This window comes from Phyllobacterium sp. MT110 (assembly GCF_058792715.1).
Map to the genome: position 1 here is coordinate 1,707,591 of NZ_JBXAFE010000001.1, position 17,834 is coordinate 1,725,424.

The following is a 17,834-nucleotide window of genomic DNA, read 5'->3' on the forward strand; positions in this document are numbered from 1 at the left end:
GGTCTATAAGACGCGCATGAGCGACGAACCCGATGCCGGATTGCGAAAACCAGACGATGCCAACCCTGCTCCCCTGCGCCGGGGCTGGACCACGGGCGCCTGCGCGACCGCCGCAACCAAGGCCGCGCTGATTGCCCTGATAACGGGTGAATTTCCCGATCCGGTCGCCATCATCCTGCCGAAGGGCGAGGTCCCGCATTTTCCGCTGGCGCTCGAATCAATCGGCGACGGCTATGCCATCGCCGGGATCGTCAAGGATGCCGGCGATGACCCCGATGTCACCCACGGCGCCACCATCATCTCCACGGTTCATCCCGCCGCTCCCGGCAGCGGTATCCAGTTTGTCGCAGGCGAAGGCGTTGGCACCGTCACCCTGCCGGGCCTGCCGATCCAGCCCGGTGAAGCGGCCATCAACCCCGTCCCGCGCGCCATGATGACTGCCATCTGCGAGGAAATCTGCGCCCAATACGACCTGCCCGCCGATCTTGTCGTGACCATCTCCGTGCCGGAAGGCGAGGAACTGGCCAAGAAAACCTGGAACCCGCGTCTCGGCATTGTCGGCGGCATCTCCATTCTCGGCACGACGGGCATCGTCCACCCGTTTTCCTGTGCGGCATGGATACACTCGATCCATCGCGGCATCGACGTATCCCGCGCGGCCGGGCTCACCCACGTGCTGGCGGCAACCGGTTCGACCTCGGAAGATGCGGCGCAGGCGCTCTACAATCTGCCTGATATCGCGCTGCTCGACATGGGCGATTTCGCCGGGGGGCTCCTCAAATATCTGCGGGTTCACCCCATCGACCGGCTGACCATCGCGGGCGGCTTCGCCAAGCTGACCAAGCTGGCACAGGGCGCACTCGACCTGCACTCCGCCCGCAGCCAGGTCAGCATGGCATTTCTGGCCGATGAAGTGGAAAAGCTTGGTTTCGACAAGGATATGAGGGAGCGGATTCTGAATGCCAACACCGCGCAGGAAGTGCTTGAAATGACTCAAGGGCTTGGCATCGACCTGCCGAAATCCATCGCCGAAAAAGCCAAGGCCGTGGCGCTTGCCACCCTCAGGGGTGCGCCTGTCGAGGTGGAAATAATCGTGACCGACCGCAAGGGGACAATCCTTGCCCGCCTCTGATCGTCCTGTGCTCATCCTTGGCGGCACGGCGGAAGCGGTCAAGCTTGCCGCCGCGCTTATCGCCCTTGGCTATCGGACAATCTCATCGCTCGCCGGGCGCACCAGCAATCCCGGCAGGATCGAAGGCGACGTGCGCACCGGCGGCTTTGGCGGCGCGGACGGCCTTGCCGCCTATATCCGCAGGGAAAACATAGCCCTGCTCGTCGATGCGACCCACCCCTTCGCCACGCAGATATCGGACAATGCGCGCGCGGCGGCGGATGCCACGGGCGTTCCCTTCGTCCGGCTGGAGCGGCCGGACTGGCAGCGCAAGCCCGGCGATGCCTGGACCAGCGTCACAAGCCTTGAAGAAGCGGTTTCCGCCATTCCCGCCAAGGCCCGGATATTGCTGGCGCTCGGCCGCCAGCATATCGCACCCTTCTCCAGACGAAGCGACGTGTACTTCGTCGTGCGCATGATCGATCCGCCGGAAACGCCGCTCGACCTGCATGATTTCGAGCTGGAACTGTCCAAGCCGGGCAAGAAGGATGAGGAAGCCGCGTTTCTCACCCGCAAGCGCCTCACCCATATCGTCTGCCGCAACTCCGGCGGCGCGGCATCCTATGCCAAGATCGCCGCGGCGCGCGAACTTGGCTTGCCGGTCATCATGATCGAGCGGCCGCACCGCCCCGCCGGTCACACCCTGCCCGACACATCAGGCGTTCTGCGGTTTATTGAGGAAACGCTGGGCTAGCGGCAGAGGTGTTGTTTGTGGGATTTAACACCCCCCTCTGGGCTGCCGCCCTTCTCCCCCACAAGGGGGGAGATCACATCGGCATCAACGCTTTTACCCATTTTGCAATGTCCTGAAACTATTCGAAACGGTAATGACAGCCGATCTCCCCCCTTGTGGGGGAGATGTCCGGCAGGACAGAGGGGGGGGTGAAACTTTATCTCCCCTCAATGCCTGTCACTCCGAGCGTGACCGCAAGGTGTGGTTGTGATCCTTGTGGTAAAGCGCGGAATCGCGGAACGCATCCGCCGACAGGCCCTTGCCGACAAAGATCATGGCCGAGCGCGTCAGGCCCGATTCCCGCACTTTCCCGGCGATATCCGCCAGCGTGCCGTGAATGAACTGCTCGTCCGGCCAGCCGACGCGGTAGGCCACGATGACGGGACAATCGGCGCCGTAGAGCGGCACAAGATCGGTCTCGATCCGCTGGAGGTTGCGGATGGAGAGGTGAATGACAAGCGTCGCGCCGGATTTGCCCAATGTCACGAGATCCTCGCCTTCCGGCATGGCCGAGGACTTCATCGAGGTGCGCGTGAGAATGATGGTCTGGCACACTTCGGGAACCGTCAGTTCCTTTTTCAGCGCAGCGGCGGCGGCAGCAAAGGCCGGAACCCCCGGCGTCACGTCATAGTCGATGCCGAGCGCATCGAGGCGGCGCATCTGCTCGGCCACAGCGCCATAGATGGAGGGATCGCCGGAATGCACCCGCGCCACATCCTTGCCTTCCGCATGCGCCCGCTCGAATTCGGCGATGATCTCGTCCAGCGTCAGCGACGAGGTATCGACAACGCGCGCGCCCTCCGGCACTTCGGCCACCATTTCCGGCGGCACCAGCGACCCCGCATAGAGGCAGACCAGGCAGGACTGGATCAGTTTCAGGCCGCGCACGGTGATGAGATCGGGGGCGCCGGGTCCGGCACCAATAAAATGAACCGTCATTGTCTATCTCTTTCTTGCCAATGCAGCCGTTGCATGGGCGGATTTTGTCTTACCGATCACCAGCGCGCCGTCCGGTCCCGCAGCGGCAAGCGCTGCCGCTTCCGCGACGCCGTGACTGCCTGTCAGTTCGAAGACACGCCGGGAGGGGTTGGCAAGGCGGGGCGTTTCCCGTTCCAGGGTTGCCGCATCGAAGCACAGGAAAGGCAATTGCCAAAGCGCGGCAAGCGCAACCATCGCCGGTTCACCCGCGCGCACATCGAGGGAATGGATGCCGGCGAGATCGCCGGGCTTTACCGCAGCAGCATGCAGGACCGACTCGGCAAGGCCGCGCAGTTCCGCCGGATCGCATCCCCGCTCGCATCCAAGGCCCAGCGTGTAACGGGCTGCGCTCTCCGGCCTATCAACCATCAATGGTGCTTGTGAAGCTCTTCCGGCGTCACGCCCAACAGATCGGCCGTGCGGCGGATGAGGTTGGCTTCCTTCGGATCGAGATCGTCATCGGCATTGGCGATCGTCAGCAGGTGCCGCAGCAGCATGACCTTGCGCTCGAACGGCACATCGGCAAAAGCCAGCGCCGCCTGCTCGCTGGAGGTCTCGTAGCCGAAGTCCTTCAAATAGTCGGCCACTTCGCCGAATTCTTCGGGAGCAATGCCAAAATCATTGGAGGCAATGCGCAGGATCGCCGCATATTCCGACTTTTCGGTCTTGCCGTCAGCCAGCGCCACATGCATCAGAAGCAGCAGCTCCGCCGTCAGGACCGGGTCATCGGCAACCTTCTGCACGGCACTCTTTGCACCAAGAAATGCGGTGATGCGATCAAAGATGCTCTCGCTCATTGTACCCCCAAACTGTCTTCACGCGATAGATCGCAGCCCCGGCGGCTGAATTCAAGTGCGCAAACAACACACTACGGCGCGATTCGCACACATTGATTGACTGCGCGCACAAATGCTCTCGCCAAAGCCGAAATTCCCTCTATGGTCCGGCGCATTCTCAAAGAGTCTCCCGCCATGCCCGCCTTCTTCGACAATGTTCCCGTACTTCTGATCCTTGCCGGCTTTGCCGCCGGTTTCATCGATTCCATTGCCGGAGGCGGCGGCCTGATCACCGTTCCGGCCCTGCTTCTGGCCGGCCTCTCGCCGGTGGAATCGCTGGGGACCAACAAGCTGCAATCGCTGTTCGGTTCCACCTCGGCAACCATAGCCTATGCCCAAAAGGGCCATGTGAACCTGAAGAAGCAGCTTCCATCGGCGTTCATGTCATTCCTCGGTGCGGTGGCGGGTGCCCTCCTCGCCGGCTTTCTGCCCGGCGATCTCCTGCGCGCCTTCCTGCCGGTCCTATTGATCACCATCGCGCTGTATTTTGCCCTGAAGCCCAACATGGGCGATATCGACCGCGCCCACCGGATGACGCCATTCCTGTTCGGTCTCGCCATCGTTCCGCTGATCGGATTTTACGACGGCGTGTTCGGACCGGGCGCCGGTTCGTTCTTCATGCTCAGTTTTGTCTCGCTGGCCGGTTACGGCCTGCTGAAGGCAACGGCCCACACGAAACTGCTCAACCTTGCCTCCAATCTCGGCGGCTTCACCACCTTCGCCTTTCTCGGCGTCATCAACTGGAAGGTCGGCCTGTGCATGGGTGTCGCCCAGTTCATCGGCGCGCGGGTCGGCGCGGGGCTGGCGATGAAGAACGGCGCAAAAATCATCAAGCCGCTGCTGGTGATCGTCTGCCTGGCGCTGGCGACAAAGCTGCTTCTGGACCCGAGCAATCCGATCCGCCTGTGGCTGGCCACGCTGTTTTAGCAGCGTGGCATGAACATCGCCTCTAAAACTCGATGCCCTTCTGCGCCTTGATGCCGGAACGGAACGGGTGCTTGATCATTTCCATCTCGGTGACGAGATCGGCAAACTCGATCAGTTCGTCCTTGGCATTGCGCCCGGTGATGATCACATGCTTCATATGCGGCTTCTGCTTGAGCACATCGATGATTTCCTCCACCGGCAGATAGTCGTAGCGCAGCGCGATGTTCAGCTCATCGCACAGGACAAGATCGGTTTCGTCGTCGAGGATCATTGTCTTCGCCTGTTCCCAGGCATCCCTTGCCATGGCGATATCGCGGGCACGGTCCTGGGTTTCCCAGGTGAACCCCTCGCCCATGGCCGAGATGGTCACCTGTTCGGGGAATTTCTCCAGAACCCAGCGCTCGCCGGTATCCCACGATCCCTTGACGAACTGGATCACGCCGATCTTCATGCCGTGGCCGAGTGCGCGGAAGACAACGCCGAAACCGGCGGTCGACTTGCCTTTGCCCTTGCCGGTATTGACGATGACCAGGCCCTTTTCATCGGTCTTGGTGGCAAGGATCTTGTCGCGCACGGCCTTCTTCTTGCGCATCTTGTCGGCATGGCGCGCGTTGACTTCCTCTTCGGTCAGGTTCAACAGTTTCTGTGATTTTTCAGCCATTTGGCGTCTCCTTCCGAATCATTGTCTCAGGCGGCAAGCATGCCGAGTTCATAGCGCGCCGAATTCGACCGCGGGGTCCAGAAGCCGCGCTGCACGGCCTCCTCCAGCTTTTCGGCGATATCCCGCAGCGCATGCGGGTTCTTGTCTTTCAGGAATGCCCGCACATCCTCGTCCATCAGGAACGCCTGATAAACCGCCTCGAAATGGTGCGTGCGCACGGCACCCGTCGTGGCGGCGAAGGCGAAGAGATAGTCGACCGTTGCCGCCATCTCAAAGGCGCCCTTATAGCCATGGCGCATCACCCCGGCGATCCATTTCGGGTTGGTCACGCGGCCGCGCACGGTTCGCCCGATCTCTTCCTCGAGCGTGCGGATCACAGGCTTTTCAGGCCGCGAATGATCATTGTGGTAGATGGCCGGACGCTCGCCCGACAATTGCTCGACCGCCGCCGACATCCCGCCCTCGAACTGATAGTAATCGTCGGAGTCGAGCAGGTCGTGCTCGCGGTTGTCCTGATTCTGCACCACGGCCTCGACAGTGCGCAGGCGCTCTTCGAGCAGACCGCGCTCGGCCTTGCCCTCTTCACCCGCGCCATAGGCATAGCCGCCCCAGACAAGCCACGCCTCGGCAAGGTCGTCGCGCTTGTCCCAGGCCTTTTCGTCGATCAGCGTCTGCAGGCCGGCACCATAGGCACCTGGCTTCGACCCGAACACGCGAAAGCCCGCCCGCTGCTTTGCCGTTTTCTCGTCGGCACCCTCCGCCACAAGCCGCGCCTGCTCGCTGCGCATGCGCAGGGCAATGGGATTGTCTTCCGCGTCTTCGGGCAACGCGCCGACCGCCCGCACCGCCGTGTCGAACAGTGCAATCTGGTCGGGGAAGGCATCGCGGAAAAAGCCGGAGATGCGCAGGGTCACGTCGACGCGCGGACGGCCAAGCACGGCAGGCGGGATGATCTCGTATCCGGTGACGCGCCGCGAAGCCATGTCCCAGACCGGCTTGACGCCGATCAGGGCCAGCGCCTGTGCAATGTCATCGCCGCCGGTGCGCATGTTCGATGTGCCCCACGCGGTCAGCCCCAGCGAGGTCGGCCATTCGCCATGATCCTGCGTGTAGCGGCGAATCAGCAGTTCGGCCGATTTCTGCCCGAGCTCCCATGCGGCGGGTGTCGGTACGGCACGGCTGTCGACGGAAAAGAAATTGCGTCCGGTCGGCAGAACGTCGGGACGTCCGCGTGTCGGCGCCCCTGACGGTCCCGGCGCCACAAAGCGTCCGTTCAACGCCGTCATGAGCCCCGCCATTTCGGCTGCGCCGCAGGCCATCACAGCCGGATGCAGGGTCGTGCGGATACCGTCCAGAACCGTTTGCGTTGCCTGCCATTTAGCCGGACAGGCGATGTCACCGGCCACAAGCCGGGCTGCCAGCAATTCGATACGCTCCACCGTATCGCCGGCAATGCGCCATGGCTCGCTGGTGACGGCGTTCAGAATTTCGGGCCGTTCCGCATTCCAGGGCGCGGCCATGTCGCAATCCAGCGGATCGAAACCGGCAAAGCCGAGATCAGCGGCGATGGCGCGCTGCAGGCTCTGGTCGGCGCCAACGCCCGAACCGCGCGGCACGCGCGCCAGCGCGACCACCAGATCGGTGAGCAGGCGCCCTTCCGGCGACAGGCCGAAAATATGCAGGCCATCGCGGATCTGCATTTCCTTGAGGTCGCAGAGATAGGCGTCGAGTTTCTGCAGGGCGAGATCGTCGGGATCGTGATCGTGAATGCCCGCATCGCTGTCGAGACCGATATCGCGGACGAGATCAAGAATCTGCACCTTGAGGCGCACGAGCCGGCGCGGATCGACGCCGGAGGCTTCGTAATATTCGTCGACCAGCGCTTCGAGGTCCTTCAGCGGCCCGTAGCTTTCGGCCCGGGTCAGCGGCGGTGTCAGGTGATCGATAATGACGGCGGCGGAGCGGCGCTTCGCCTGTGTGCCTTCGCCCGGATCATTGACGATGAACGGATAGATATGCGGCACCGGCCCCAGTACCGCCTCGGGGAAACAGCTTTCCGACAGCGCCAGCGCCTTGCCCGGCAGCCATTCGAGATTGCCGTGCTTGCCCACATGCACGATGGCATGCGCATCGTAGACACTGCGCAGATAGGCATAGAAGGCGAGATAGCCGTGCGGCGGCACCAGATCGGGCGAATGATAGGTGTCCTTCGGATCGATATTGTAGCCGCGTGCCGGCTGGATGCCGACCAGCACCGCGCCGAACCGGCTGAGCGGCAGCGCAAAGCCGTGCGCCGCATCGAGGAAAAACGGATCAGCATCCGGCGCACCCCAGCGCGCCGTCACCTTCTCCTGAATCACTTGGGGAAGCGATTGAAAGAAGCTGTTGTATTGATTGAGCGAAATCGTTTCGCGGATGGCACGCCCGTCGCTGGCCGCATTGGTCGGGCCCGCCATCAGATGGTTGATCAGCGCTTCGCCATCGGCGGGCATATCGGCGATATCGTATCCGGCATCGCGCATGGATTTCAGCACCTGCCATGTACCCGCAGGGGTGTCGAGCCCGACGCCATTGCCAAGCCGTCCGTCCCGGTTGGGATAGTTGGCCATGACGAGCGCAACGCGGCGCTCATCCGGTTTGCCCGTGCGCAGGCGTGCCCAGTTCGCCGCGAGATCAGCAACGAAGGCGACACGGTCGGCCTGCGGTTCATGCATGACGATATTGGCCTGCACCGCCTCGTCGAAATGCTGCGCCGACTTGAATGAGACCGCACGCGACAGCACCCGGCCATCCACCTCAGGCAGGGCAACATTCATCGCCAGGTCGCGGGCGGAAAGCCCCTGATCCGACTGGCGCCACTGCTCGGCGCTGGAGCCGGAGAAGATGACCTGCAGCACCATCGCGCCATCATGTTCAAGCACGGTCGGCTTGCGCGCGGAACCGGGTGCAGACACGGCAAACCCCGTGGCATTCAACACCACGGCGGGCGGCGCTTCGGCAAAGATGCTCTCCAGCGTGGCGATGGAAACCGGGTCCTTCAGGCTGGAGACGAACACCGGCAGCGGATTGAGCCCCTTGGCGCGCAACGCATCAAGCAAAGCCGCAACAGGCTGGGTCTGGCCGCTCTGCACCAGCGCCCGGTAGAAGCAGATGGCAACGACAGGCGCGCCATCCGTCCAGTCGCGGCGCATCGCGTCCAGCGACGGCGCTGAATTGCCGGGCCACCACAACCCTGCTTTTAGCAGGGGCGCAGCCTCCTGCGGCTTCTCGCCTGATGAGATCAGCGCCGCGCAATAATCGAGGAAACGCTGGGCATTCTGCGCCCCGCCTTCCAGCAGATAATGCCAGAGCGCATCGCGGTCAGGCCGGGCGACCGTCGAAAACCGGTCGAGCCCCGGATCGGGCTTGTCGTCCCCCGGCAGCACCGCAAGCTGCACCTTGTGATTGACGGCGCAGGCATGCAGCGCTTCGAGGCCATAGGGCCAGTAGCTCTCGCCGCCGATCACCCGGACGACGATCAGCCTGGCATGGCGCGCTGTCCGCTCGACATAGGCATCGACGGACATCGGGTGCGACAGGCTCATCATATTGGCAAGGCGCAGCGAAACTGCACCGTCGCCCTGCCGCCGTGCGGCGGCAAGGCTCGCCAGTTCCGTATCGGCGGCGGACAGGAACAGCACATCTCCCGGCGTCTGGCCGAGGTCGATGGCCTCGGTGCCTTCAGCGATGGTGCCTTTCTGGGCAAGCAGGAGATGCATTCAATATCCTATCGTCAGGCAGCGGCAGCGGCGGTGACCGCCGATGTGATGGCGTCATTGTCGATATCGTGCAGTCCGATGACGACGAGACGGGTCTGCCGTTCCTCGCCCGGGTTCCACGCGCGGTCGAAGTAATGCTCGATGCGCGTGCCGACGGCCTGCACCACCAGCCGCATCGGCTTGCCGGGAACATCGGCAAAGCCTTTCAGGCGCAGGATGTCATGATCGGCAATGACGGCCTTCAGCTTCTCGACAAAGTTTTTGGGTTCGGCCACCGGACCAAGCCCGACAACAAAGCTCTCGAACTCGTCATGGTCGTGTTCTTCGCCCGCTTCATGGTCCATTTCATGGTGCGACTTGCGGTTGGCAATGTCCTCTTCGGTGCCGACGCCGAGACCGAGCAGCAGTTCATTGCTGAGCTTGCCGAAGCTGGCCGATACCATGTTGAGCGAGCGCGACGAGCGGCTCTGCACATCGCCGCGCACGCCGTCGAGCTGCTTGTCGCTGATCAGGTCGCTCTTGTTCAGCACGATCAGGTCGGCGGCACGGATCTGGTCCTCGAACAGTTCTTCAAGCGGGCTGTCATGGTCGAGCGATTCGTCCTGGATGCGCTGGGCGTCGACCTTGTCGTGGTCATCGGCAAAGCGGCCCTCGGACACGGCGGAAGCATCGATCACGGTGACGACACCGTCAACCGTCACCTGCGTCTTGATCTCCGGCCAGTTGAAGGCAGCAACCAGCGGCTGCGGCAGCGCGAGGCCCGAGGTCTCGATGACGATATGATCCGGACGGTCGGGACGGTCGAGCAGCTTGGTCATGGTCGGGATGAAATCATCGGCCACGGTGCAGCAGATGCAGCCATTGTTCAGCTCGATTACATCCTCGTCCCGGCAGGCTTCGATGCCGCAGCCCTTCAGCAGGCCGCCATCGACACCGAGATCGCCGAACTCGTTGATGATGAGCGCGATGCGCTTGCCATTGGCATTTTCGAGCAGATTGCGGATCATCGTGGTTTTGCCCGAACCGAGAAAACCGGTGATGACCGTTGCTGGAATCTTCTGACCCTGCATATTCCTATCCCTTCATGGTGAGCGGCAGCCCGGCTGCCACGAAATAGACTGTTGCCGCGGCCTGCGCCACGGCCTGATGGAGACGTCCGGCATGGTCGCGAAAATCGCGCGCCATGCGGTTCTCCGGTACAATGCCGAGACCCACTTCGTTCGAAACCAGAACGATCGAGCCCGGAAGTTTCGGCAGCACTTGCACGAGCTGCCGTGTCTCGGCGGTGATATCGCGCTCGGCCATCATCAGATTGGTCAGCCAGAGCGTCAGGCAATCGACAAGGATCGCCTTGTCCGCGGCTGCAACCCCCTGCAGGGTGTCCACGAGATCGAGCGGCTCTTCGATGGTGTGCCAGGATGAACCGCGCTGCGCCTTGTGCAGGTCGATGCGGACTGACATTTCCTCATCCCAGGACCTGCCGGTTGCGAGATAAACGGGGTCAAGGCCGGAAGCCATGATCAGGCCTTCGGCAAAGCTGGACTTGCCCGAGCGGGCACCGCCGAGAATGAAGGTCACGCCGTGATTCAGCTGGGGCATCGCCGTCACTGCAATCGCGATGATCCGTCAGGTACGATCAAGCGGAATGCGGGCGGGGAAACGAGCGCGTATACAATGCGAGCAGCCATAACAACCTCCGTGCTGGGCCTGAAGGGACACGACCCTTCGGTTCTTGGGCAGGATTGCCCCGAGCGCTTCCTGGGAAACGCTCTATGACTGGCAGGTCTCCTGGCTCGCGGGTCACAGGATGAATGCCGCCTTCCCGGTTTCCCAGTGGCTGCCTTCTGCATATGCGTCAGGCTTTGCATTGATCCTCGCCGCTCTACAGTCGCGGGGTCGGCTGCGGTGGGGTCGCCCTTGAGGGTACAACCGTCGCATTCCCTTTTGATCCCTTGGCCTTTGGCCAATATGGGAACCAATCATGGCTGGGACGTTATTCACCCCCCACGGGAAATGTCAATGGAATCCGCGCGGTTTGCTCAGGGAGTAGTGGGTGGTTCGACAAGCTCACCATGAGGGAGGTGGAGGATTGCAGGGGATATGTTCTGCAATCTCCGCGATTAGCATTGCAGCCCACCCATCCCCTCATGGTGAGCTTGTCGAACCACGCACCGCAGCACATGCAAGCAGCGCATCCACATCCAGCACTGTTTCAAGCTCGGCGGCGATACTGTCCAGCGCGGCGTCCACCCCGGCCTTGTAGTCGAATGCTTCAGCGGCAATGCCCATCGTGCCCAGCAGCGCGGCGCGAAACCGGTCCGCCCCGAAAAGCCCGTGCAGATAGGTGCCGAAAACCTTGCCGTCCGCCGATATGGCGCCGTCGTTGACGCCATTGATGCGCACGGCCGGGCGCGAACAGTCCGGGCCGGTCGTCCGGCCCAGATGAATCTCGTAGCCATCAAGCGGCAGGTCGAACGGCAGCGACTGCGCCGCCACGTTGCGCACGGTCTTTTCCGGCTCCATCACCGTATCGATATCGAGATGCCCGAGCCCTGCCGTCTCCGTCACGCTGCCCTCGATGCCGTCGGGATCGCGTACGGTCCGGCCGAGCATCTGGAAACCGCCGCATATGCCGATGATATGGCCGCCGCGCCGCCGGTGCAGGTCGAGATCCCTGTCCCAGCCGTTCTCGCGGAAGCGCAGGAGGTCGCCGATGGTGGATTTGGACCCCGGAATGATGACCAGCCCCGCATCGGCAGGCAGCCGCTCTCCGCTGCGCACCATCACCACATCCACCTGCGGTTCGGCCATCAGCGGGTCGAGATCATCGAAATTGGCGATGCGGTCGAGCACCGGCACGGCGATCTTCAGCGCCCGGCCCTCGCCCTTCACCAGACGCTCCAGCACGACGGAATCCTCGGCCGGCAGCCGCGCCGCGTCCTTCAGCCATGGCACCACGCCGAAAGACGGCCAGCCGGTGAACTGCGTTATGGCTTTCAGGCCGTCATCGAACAGCGAGACGTCGCCGCGAAACTTGTTGATGATATAGCCGGCGATCATCTCGCGGTCTTCCCGCTGCAGGATCGCATGGGTGCCCACGAGCGAGGCGATCACCCCGCCGCGATCGATGTCGCCGACCAGAACGACAGGCACATTGGCGCGGATGGCAAAGCCCATATTGGCGATATCGCCCGCCCGCAGGTTGATTTCGGCAGGAGATCCCGCCCCCTCGACGATGACCAGATCGGCGCCCTCACGGACGATGTCCCACGACGCCATGACCGCGTCGAGCAGCTGCGCCTTGAATGTCTGGTAGTCGCGCCCCTTGGCCTGGCCCCAGACTTTGCCCTGCACGATGATCTGGCTGCCGGTCTCCGATTGCGGTTTCAAGAGCACCGGGTTCATATGTACCGAGGATGGTACGCCGCAGGCGACGGCCTGCAGCCACTGCGCCCGCCCGATCTCGCCGCCATCGTCGCTGACCGCCGCATTGTTCGACATGTTCTGCGGTTTGAACGGCCGAACCGTCAATCCGCGGTTGCGCGCAAGCCGGCAAAGTCCGGCCACCAGGACGGATTTACCAACATCTGACCCTGTTCCCTGCAACATGATTGCGTGCGTCATGGGCTTTGAGTAGCGGATATGTCTTTCTCTTCCTAGCCCCCGGCAAAACCTATCTGAATCGTTGCGCGGCCCCGCGCTTGCGATAGAGTGGAAATCAAGAGGAATACAGGGAGGTTATCATGGATGCGGTCGTTGATACGGCGTCCGGCCAGTTCGAACTCAATGAGGATCAGCTGGCGATTCAGGACATGGCGCGCGCCTTCGCGGCGGACCGCGTGGCGCCGAACGCGCTGGCCTGGGACCGGGACAAGCATTTTCCCGCCGATGTGATTCGCGAGACCGGCCCGCTCGGCATGGGCGGCATCTACACCAAGGAAGAATTCGGCGGTTCGGGATTGAAACGCCTTGATGCGGTGCTGATCTTCGAAGCCCTGTCTGCCGCCTGCCCGGCCTTCTCCGCCTTCATCTCGATCCACAACATGGCGACATGGATGATCGATCTTTACGGCAATGACGAACAGCGCCAGCGCTTCGTGCCGCAGCTGACCTCGATGGAATGGCTGGCGAGCTATTGCCTGACCGAGCCCAATTCCGGCTCGGATGCCGCAGCGCTCAAGACCCGCGCGGTGCGGGACGGCGACCACTATGTCCTCAACGGCGCCAAGCAGTTCATATCAGGTGCCGGCGATACCGACCTTTACGTCACCATGGTGCGTACCGGCGAGGATGGCCCCAAGGGCATTTCGACCCTGATCATCCCGAAGGATGCGCCCGGCCTGTCCTTCGGTGCCAATGAACACAAGATGGGCTGGAATGCCCAGTCCACCCGGCAGGTGATTTTCGACAATTGCCGCGTTCCCGTGGAAAACCGCCTCGGGGCGGAAGGCGATGGCTTCAAGATCGCCATGGGCGGGCTCGATGGCGGACGCCTCAACATTGCCGCCTGCTCGCTCGGCGGTGCCCAATCCGCCCTCGACAAGGCGGTCGGCTATGCGTCCGAGCGCAAGGCGTTCGGCAAGGCGATCAACCAGTTCCAGGCGCTGCAGTTCAAGCTGGCGGATATGGAAACGGAACTGTCTGCCGCCCGCGTCCTGCTTTACACCGCCGCGTCAAAACTCGACCGCAAGGCGCATGATGCGTCGAAATGGTCGGCCATGGCCAAGCGCTTCGTCACCGATACCGGCTTCAACGTCGCCAATGATGCGTTGCAGATTCATGGCGGCTACGGCTACCTGCACGATTACGGCGTGGAAAAGCTGGTGCGCGACCTGCGCGTCCACCAGATTCTGGAAGGCACCAATGAAATCATGCGGGTGATCATTTCCCGCTCGATGATGGGCCGCTGAACCACACCGCATCCGACACACAAGAACACTATCAGGGAGAATGCTGCGATGACGACAGTCGCTTTTATCGGTCTTGGCCATATGGGCAACCCCATGGCCGCCAATCTGGTCAAGGCAGGCCATACGGTGCTGGGTTTTGATCTCCTGCCGGACAATCTGGCAACCGCCAAAGCCAATGGTGTGAGCATCGCGGCAAGCGCGCTTGCCGCCGTTGCGGATGCCGATGTCGTCATCACCATGCTGCCCGCGGGCAAGCACGTCCTGTCCGTCTATGCGGAGATTGCCGGAAAAGCCAAACCGGGTGCATTGCTCATCGATTCCTCGACCATCGATGTGGATTCCGCCCGCAAGGCGCATGAGACCGCCAAGGCCCATGGCCTGCTCTCGGTCGACGCTCCGGTCTCCGGCGGCATCGGCGGTGCGGCGGCGGGAACCCTGACCTTCATGGTGGGCGGCGCCGGCGACGCCTTTGCTGTCGCCGAGCCAATCCTGAAACCCATGGCCGGCCGCATCGTCCATTGCGGCGAGCCCGGCGCCGGTCAGGCCGCCAAGATCTGCAACAACATGATCCTTGGCATTTCCATGATCGGCGTCAGCGAAGCCTTCACGCTGGCTGAAAAACTGGGGCTGTCGCATCAGGCGCTGTTCGACGTCGCCTCGACCTCGTCGGGCCAGTGCTGGTCGCTGACCACCTATTGCCCGGTCCCCGGCCCCGTGCCGACATCCCCGGCCAACAACAGCTACAAGCCGGGCTTTGCCGCCGCCCTGATGCTGAAGGATCTGAAGCTGTCACAGGAAGCCGCCAAAAGTGTCGGTGCCGCGACACCGCTCGGCCAGCACGCGGAAGAAATCTATGCGGCCTTCGGCGCCGCCGGGAACGAAGGTTCTGACTTCTCCGGCATCATCAATTATCTGCGCGAGGCCACGCGTGAAGGCTGACCGCGCCGGGAAAAGCCGGGAAATTTTCAAAATTTAGATTTGCTTAAGCTCTCGCTAACCTCGCGGTAACGATGTCCGGTTAAAACTTTGCATGGAGCGGACAAGACCCTGCTCCATGCTCCGGATCAGGTACTGCGTACCGGAGCTGTAATTTCTGCCAGCGTATTGTACGGCAGAAAGCCATGCGTCACTTGGCAAAAAACCGCACTGTTCCTCACGGACAGGGCGGTTTTTGACTTGGGTCTTCATCAGAGAACAGCACAAAGAAAAACCGCCGCCCCGACAGGACAGCGGTTTCCGGAATAGTCCGATGCGTGGACGATCAGCCGGCCGAACGGGTCCAGATGAAGGAAACCGCCGACGCGATGCCGCTCCTGGCATTGCCGGATGGCGCATTGCGCTTTTCCGTGGCATTCCAGGCAATGTGGACGCGATTGTTGCGATTGAAGATGTAAAGCATTTGGGCACCTGAGGGTAAAAACATTTGTTGCCGCTCAAATGCGCTTTTTGCCTAAAGTTTGATCACGTTTTTTCGCCATGGCGTGTCGCATTTACAGCAACGACCCGTGCAAATTTGCATGGCAGCCATGCTGAAACCGCATCCCTGTTGCCGCAATTGCTGGTGTTCTGACGGAAACACCAGCAAAATCAACGATGGCGCGGATAGAAAAGCCGAAAACCTGCCTTAATTCAGCCTGCGCCGCTCAAACGCTTGTAATTGGCCCGCAGTGTTTTGCGGCCGGGCCGGAGCGCCGCCTGTGTCGCTTTATCGACGGTGGCCTTGGCGATGGCGGCGGGTGACTTGCCGCTCCACACGTCCAGCCAGAAGGTCGCTGCCGAATTGATCACCGACAGCTGCGCCGCGACGACGCCGTCCGTCACCGCCGCCATTTTTTCGGACACGGCCCGGGTGGATTCCGGCCTGGAAGACGTCTCCGTCATCCCCTCCAGCATCATCATCGGCAGGCGCATGGCGATGACCATGGATGCCATCTGCATGTCATGAACGGGTGTACGGCGCTTCGTCGGAGATTTCATGCTTTGGACCCTTTTGGTTTGAACGCGGCATCGACCGGCGGTTTTAAACCGTTTGCAAGCCGATTGGTTTCATTGGCCATGCCGACAACCGCAAGAAGTTCCATCAGCTGCGGATCCGTCATGCCCTTGGCACGGGCGGAGGCCGTGTGCGACCAGCTGCAATAGTCGCAATTGTTGGTGGCGGAAACGGCGATATAGATCATCTCCTTGACCAGCGGATCGAGCGCACCGGGCGCCATGACTTCCTTCAGGCTCTCCCAGGTGCGCTTGAGCAGTTTCGGGTCATTGGCCAGCACCTTCCAGAAATTGTTGATCCAGTCCGTCCCGCGCGTCTGCATGATGTCGTCATAGACCGCCCGCACGGCGGCATCGGCCTGTTCATACTCGATCATCGGAACAATGGTTGGGTCGGTCATCGTGCTTTCCCGTGCGTTGGAGCCTGGCAAACAGCCATCCGGAAACGCCGGATGGCGGGCGGTTGAAACCCAGATTGCGGCGGAAGACCGGGAAAAGTCCATTGGAATTCCTTCACGGGAAAATCCGGCGCTTAGAGCCAGTAAAACCGGGAAAAACCGCACCGCAGTGAATGAATTAATGAAGAAAAATCGCCTAAAGCATTGATCTTTCATCATCCGGCTTGTTACACTACCCCCATGAACATTGTGACATTCGGCTTCACAATAGGTTTTCCCGCGTCGTTATATCGACAGGTGCTGTCGCGATATACCTCATTAATTCAATGAAACCATTGCATTCTGATGCGATAAGGATGCCAAATGGCACATAAGCGAACGACTGGGTAAGGCAGTACCAAGTTAAGATTCGTACCGGGTGAACTGTCAAAACGAGTGGGAGACAAAACTGATGAAGAAGCTGCTTGCTTCAACTTTACTGGCCGCAGGGCTTTTCGGCTTTGCCGGAGCTGCTTCGGCGGCGGGGTGCGGGTCCGTCACCATCGCCAACATGAACTGGCAGTCAGCGGAAGCGCTGGCTAATCTCGACAAGCTTATACTCAGTGTAGGCTATGGCTGCGATGCCGAACTGGTCGCAGGCGATACGGTTCCAACCTTCACGTCGATGATCGAAAAGGGACAGCCTGATATCGCGCCGGAAGGCTGGCTCAACGCCGTCAAGGAACCGCTGGACAAGGCGGTCAAGGAAGGCAAGCTGGTCTATGCCGCGCCTGCCATCACCGAAGGCGGTACGGAAAGCTGGTGGGTACCCAAATACTTTGCCGATGCGCATCCGGATATCAAGACGATCGCCGATGCCATGAAGCACCCCGAACTCTTCCCTTCGCCGGAAGATCCCAAGAAGGGCGCCGTGTTCAACTGCCCGTCGGGCTGGGCGTGCCAGATCACCACGGGCAATTTCTTCAAGGCCTATGAAGCCGAGAAACACGGCTTTACCCTCGTCGATACGGGATCGGCCGCGGGTCTCGATGGCTCGATTGCCAAGGCCTATGAGCGCAAGGAAGCCTGGCTCGGTTATTACTGGGGTCCGACGGCCATTCTCGGCAAGTACCCCATGGTCAAGCTCGACAATGGCGTGCCGTGGGAAGAAAAGGAATGGAAGCGCTGCAACGTCGTTGCCGATTGCCCCGATCCGAAGCCGAACGGCTGGCCGAAGGCGGACATCTACACGATCGTCACCAAGAAATTTGCTGACGCTGCGGGTCCGGCCTTCGAGTACCTGAAGAAGCGCCAGATTTCCAACGAGGAAGCCAACAAGCTCCTCGCCTGGATGGTCGACAATCAGGCGACCGGCGAAGACGGTGCCAAGTATTACCTGAAGAACAACGAAGCCACATGGTCGAAGTGGGTTTCTCCGGAAGCCGCTGAAAAGATCAAGGCCGCGGTCAAGTAACCGATGGATGCGGCGGA

Annotated in this window: 17 protein-coding genes and 1 riboswitch; of the genes, 6 read left to right on the top strand and 11 right to left on the bottom strand. The window is 61.6% G+C overall.

Features of this window, described 5'->3' with window-relative positions; genetic code table 11:
- Positions 1-16: 16 nt before the first annotated feature.
- Both AC1Q5O_RS08815 and AC1Q5O_RS08820 read left to right on the top strand, forming a co-directional pair.
- On the top strand, positions 17-1,132 hold the full coding sequence (locus AC1Q5O_RS08815) for a cobalt-precorrin-5B (C(1))-methyltransferase (protein ID WP_492563130.1): 1,116 nt from the start codon (positions 17-19) through the stop codon (positions 1,130-1,132).
- Positions 1,119-1,865: a cobalt-precorrin-6A reductase gene (locus AC1Q5O_RS08820; RefSeq protein WP_492562439.1), complete on the top strand. Its 747-nt coding sequence runs from the start codon at positions 1,119-1,121 to the stop codon at positions 1,863-1,865. The genes AC1Q5O_RS08815 and AC1Q5O_RS08820 overlap by 14 nt, the downstream gene beginning before the upstream one ends.
- 216 nt (positions 1,866-2,081) lie before the next feature.
- Here AC1Q5O_RS08820 and cobM read toward each other — a convergent pair whose 3' ends face one another.
- Genes cobM through AC1Q5O_RS08835 form a run of 3 tightly spaced genes read right to left on the bottom strand, consistent with a single transcriptional unit; the run spans position 2,082 to position 3,679 of the window.
- Positions 2,082-2,843: a precorrin-4 C(11)-methyltransferase gene (gene cobM / locus AC1Q5O_RS08825; RefSeq protein ID WP_492562440.1), complete on the bottom strand. Its 762-nt coding sequence runs from the start codon at positions 2,841-2,843 to the stop codon at positions 2,082-2,084.
- Between the two features lie 3 nt (positions 2,844-2,846).
- Entirely contained in the window at positions 2,847-3,251 is a 405-nt protein-coding gene (locus AC1Q5O_RS08830; RefSeq protein ID WP_492562442.1) for a cobalamin biosynthesis protein, read from the bottom strand.
- Positions 3,251-3,679, bottom strand: a complete 429-nt coding sequence (locus AC1Q5O_RS08835; protein ID WP_472460818.1) for a tellurite resistance TerB family protein — start codon at positions 3,677-3,679, stop codon at positions 3,251-3,253. Before AC1Q5O_RS08835 ends, AC1Q5O_RS08830 begins: the two co-directional genes overlap by 1 nt.
- Before the next feature lie 174 nt (positions 3,680-3,853).
- Here AC1Q5O_RS08835 and AC1Q5O_RS08840 point away from each other — a divergent pair, with 174 nt between their 5' ends.
- Positions 3,854-4,645 carry a TSUP family transporter gene (locus tag AC1Q5O_RS08840; protein WP_223612847.1) on the top strand — a complete coding sequence of 264 codons (792 nt, stop codon included), beginning with the start codon at positions 3,854-3,856 and terminating at the stop codon, positions 4,643-4,645.
- A 22-nt stretch (positions 4,646-4,667) separates the two neighbouring features.
- Here AC1Q5O_RS08840 and cobO read toward each other — a convergent pair whose 3' ends face one another.
- From cobO to AC1Q5O_RS08865, 5 genes are all read right to left on the bottom strand, one after another.
- Positions 4,668-5,306: a cob(I)yrinic acid a,c-diamide adenosyltransferase gene (gene cobO, locus AC1Q5O_RS08845; protein WP_223612846.1), complete on the bottom strand. Its 639-nt coding sequence runs from the start codon at positions 5,304-5,306 to the stop codon at positions 4,668-4,670.
- A 26-nt stretch (positions 5,307-5,332) separates the two neighbouring features.
- A complete protein-coding gene (gene cobN / locus AC1Q5O_RS08850; RefSeq protein WP_492562446.1) occupies positions 5,333-9,064 on the bottom strand; it encodes a cobaltochelatase subunit CobN in 3,732 nt (1,243 codons plus the stop codon).
- A gap of 14 nt (positions 9,065-9,078) precedes the next feature.
- Positions 9,079-10,134 (bottom strand): cobalamin biosynthesis protein CobW, encoded by a 1,056-nt coding sequence (gene cobW / locus AC1Q5O_RS08855; RefSeq protein WP_472460816.1) that lies wholly within the window; start codon positions 10,132-10,134, stop codon positions 9,079-9,081.
- 4 nt (positions 10,135-10,138) lie between these two features.
- Positions 10,139-10,663: a bifunctional adenosylcobinamide kinase/adenosylcobinamide-phosphate guanylyltransferase gene (cobU, locus tag AC1Q5O_RS08860; protein ID WP_492562448.1), complete on the bottom strand. Its 525-nt coding sequence runs from the start codon at positions 10,661-10,663 to the stop codon at positions 10,139-10,141.
- 162 nt (positions 10,664-10,825) lie between these two features.
- A riboswitch (cobalamin riboswitch) is annotated at positions 10,826-11,059 on the bottom strand.
- Positions 11,060-11,209: 150 nt separating this feature from the next.
- Positions 11,210-12,688 carry a cobyric acid synthase gene (locus tag AC1Q5O_RS08865; RefSeq protein ID WP_492562450.1) on the bottom strand — a complete coding sequence of 493 codons (1,479 nt, stop codon included), beginning with the start codon at positions 12,686-12,688 and terminating at the stop codon, positions 11,210-11,212.
- A 119-nt stretch (positions 12,689-12,807) separates the two neighbouring features.
- Here AC1Q5O_RS08865 and AC1Q5O_RS08870 point away from each other — a divergent pair, with 119 nt between their 5' ends.
- Positions 12,808-13,974, top strand: coding sequence for an isobutyryl-CoA dehydrogenase (locus AC1Q5O_RS08870; protein ID WP_346307453.1), 1,167 nt, complete (start codon positions 12,808-12,810; stop codon positions 13,972-13,974).
- A gap of 48 nt (positions 13,975-14,022) precedes the next feature.
- The gene (gene mmsB, locus AC1Q5O_RS08875) at positions 14,023-14,913 is read left to right on the top strand and encodes a 3-hydroxyisobutyrate dehydrogenase (RefSeq protein WP_492562452.1); all 891 of its coding nucleotides are present in this window, start codon (positions 14,023-14,025) and stop codon (positions 14,911-14,913) included.
- Between the two features lie 322 nt (positions 14,914-15,235).
- Here the strand turns inward: mmsB and AC1Q5O_RS08880 are convergent, their stop codons facing one another.
- The 3 genes from AC1Q5O_RS08880 to AC1Q5O_RS08890 all read right to left on the bottom strand — a co-directional run bounded on the left by AC1Q5O_RS08880 (position 15,236) and on the right by AC1Q5O_RS08890 (position 16,367).
- Positions 15,236-15,373 (bottom strand): hypothetical protein, encoded by a 138-nt coding sequence (locus AC1Q5O_RS08880; RefSeq protein WP_203117525.1) that lies wholly within the window; start codon positions 15,371-15,373, stop codon positions 15,236-15,238.
- Positions 15,374-15,603: 230 nt separating this feature from the next.
- On the bottom strand, positions 15,604-15,951 hold the full coding sequence (locus tag AC1Q5O_RS08885; RefSeq protein ID WP_492562455.1) for a hypothetical protein: 348 nt from the start codon (positions 15,949-15,951) through the stop codon (positions 15,604-15,606).
- Positions 15,948-16,367, bottom strand: coding sequence for a carboxymuconolactone decarboxylase family protein (locus AC1Q5O_RS08890; RefSeq protein ID WP_492562457.1), 420 nt, complete (start codon positions 16,365-16,367; stop codon positions 15,948-15,950). The genes AC1Q5O_RS08885 and AC1Q5O_RS08890 overlap by 4 nt, the downstream gene beginning before the upstream one ends.
- A 448-nt stretch (positions 16,368-16,815) precedes the next feature.
- Between AC1Q5O_RS08890 and AC1Q5O_RS08895 the strand changes: the two genes are divergently transcribed.
- A complete protein-coding gene (locus AC1Q5O_RS08895) occupies positions 16,816-17,817 on the top strand; it encodes an ABC transporter substrate-binding protein (RefSeq protein WP_464661158.1) in 1,002 nt (333 codons plus the stop codon).
- Positions 17,818-17,834 lie beyond the last annotated feature (17 nt).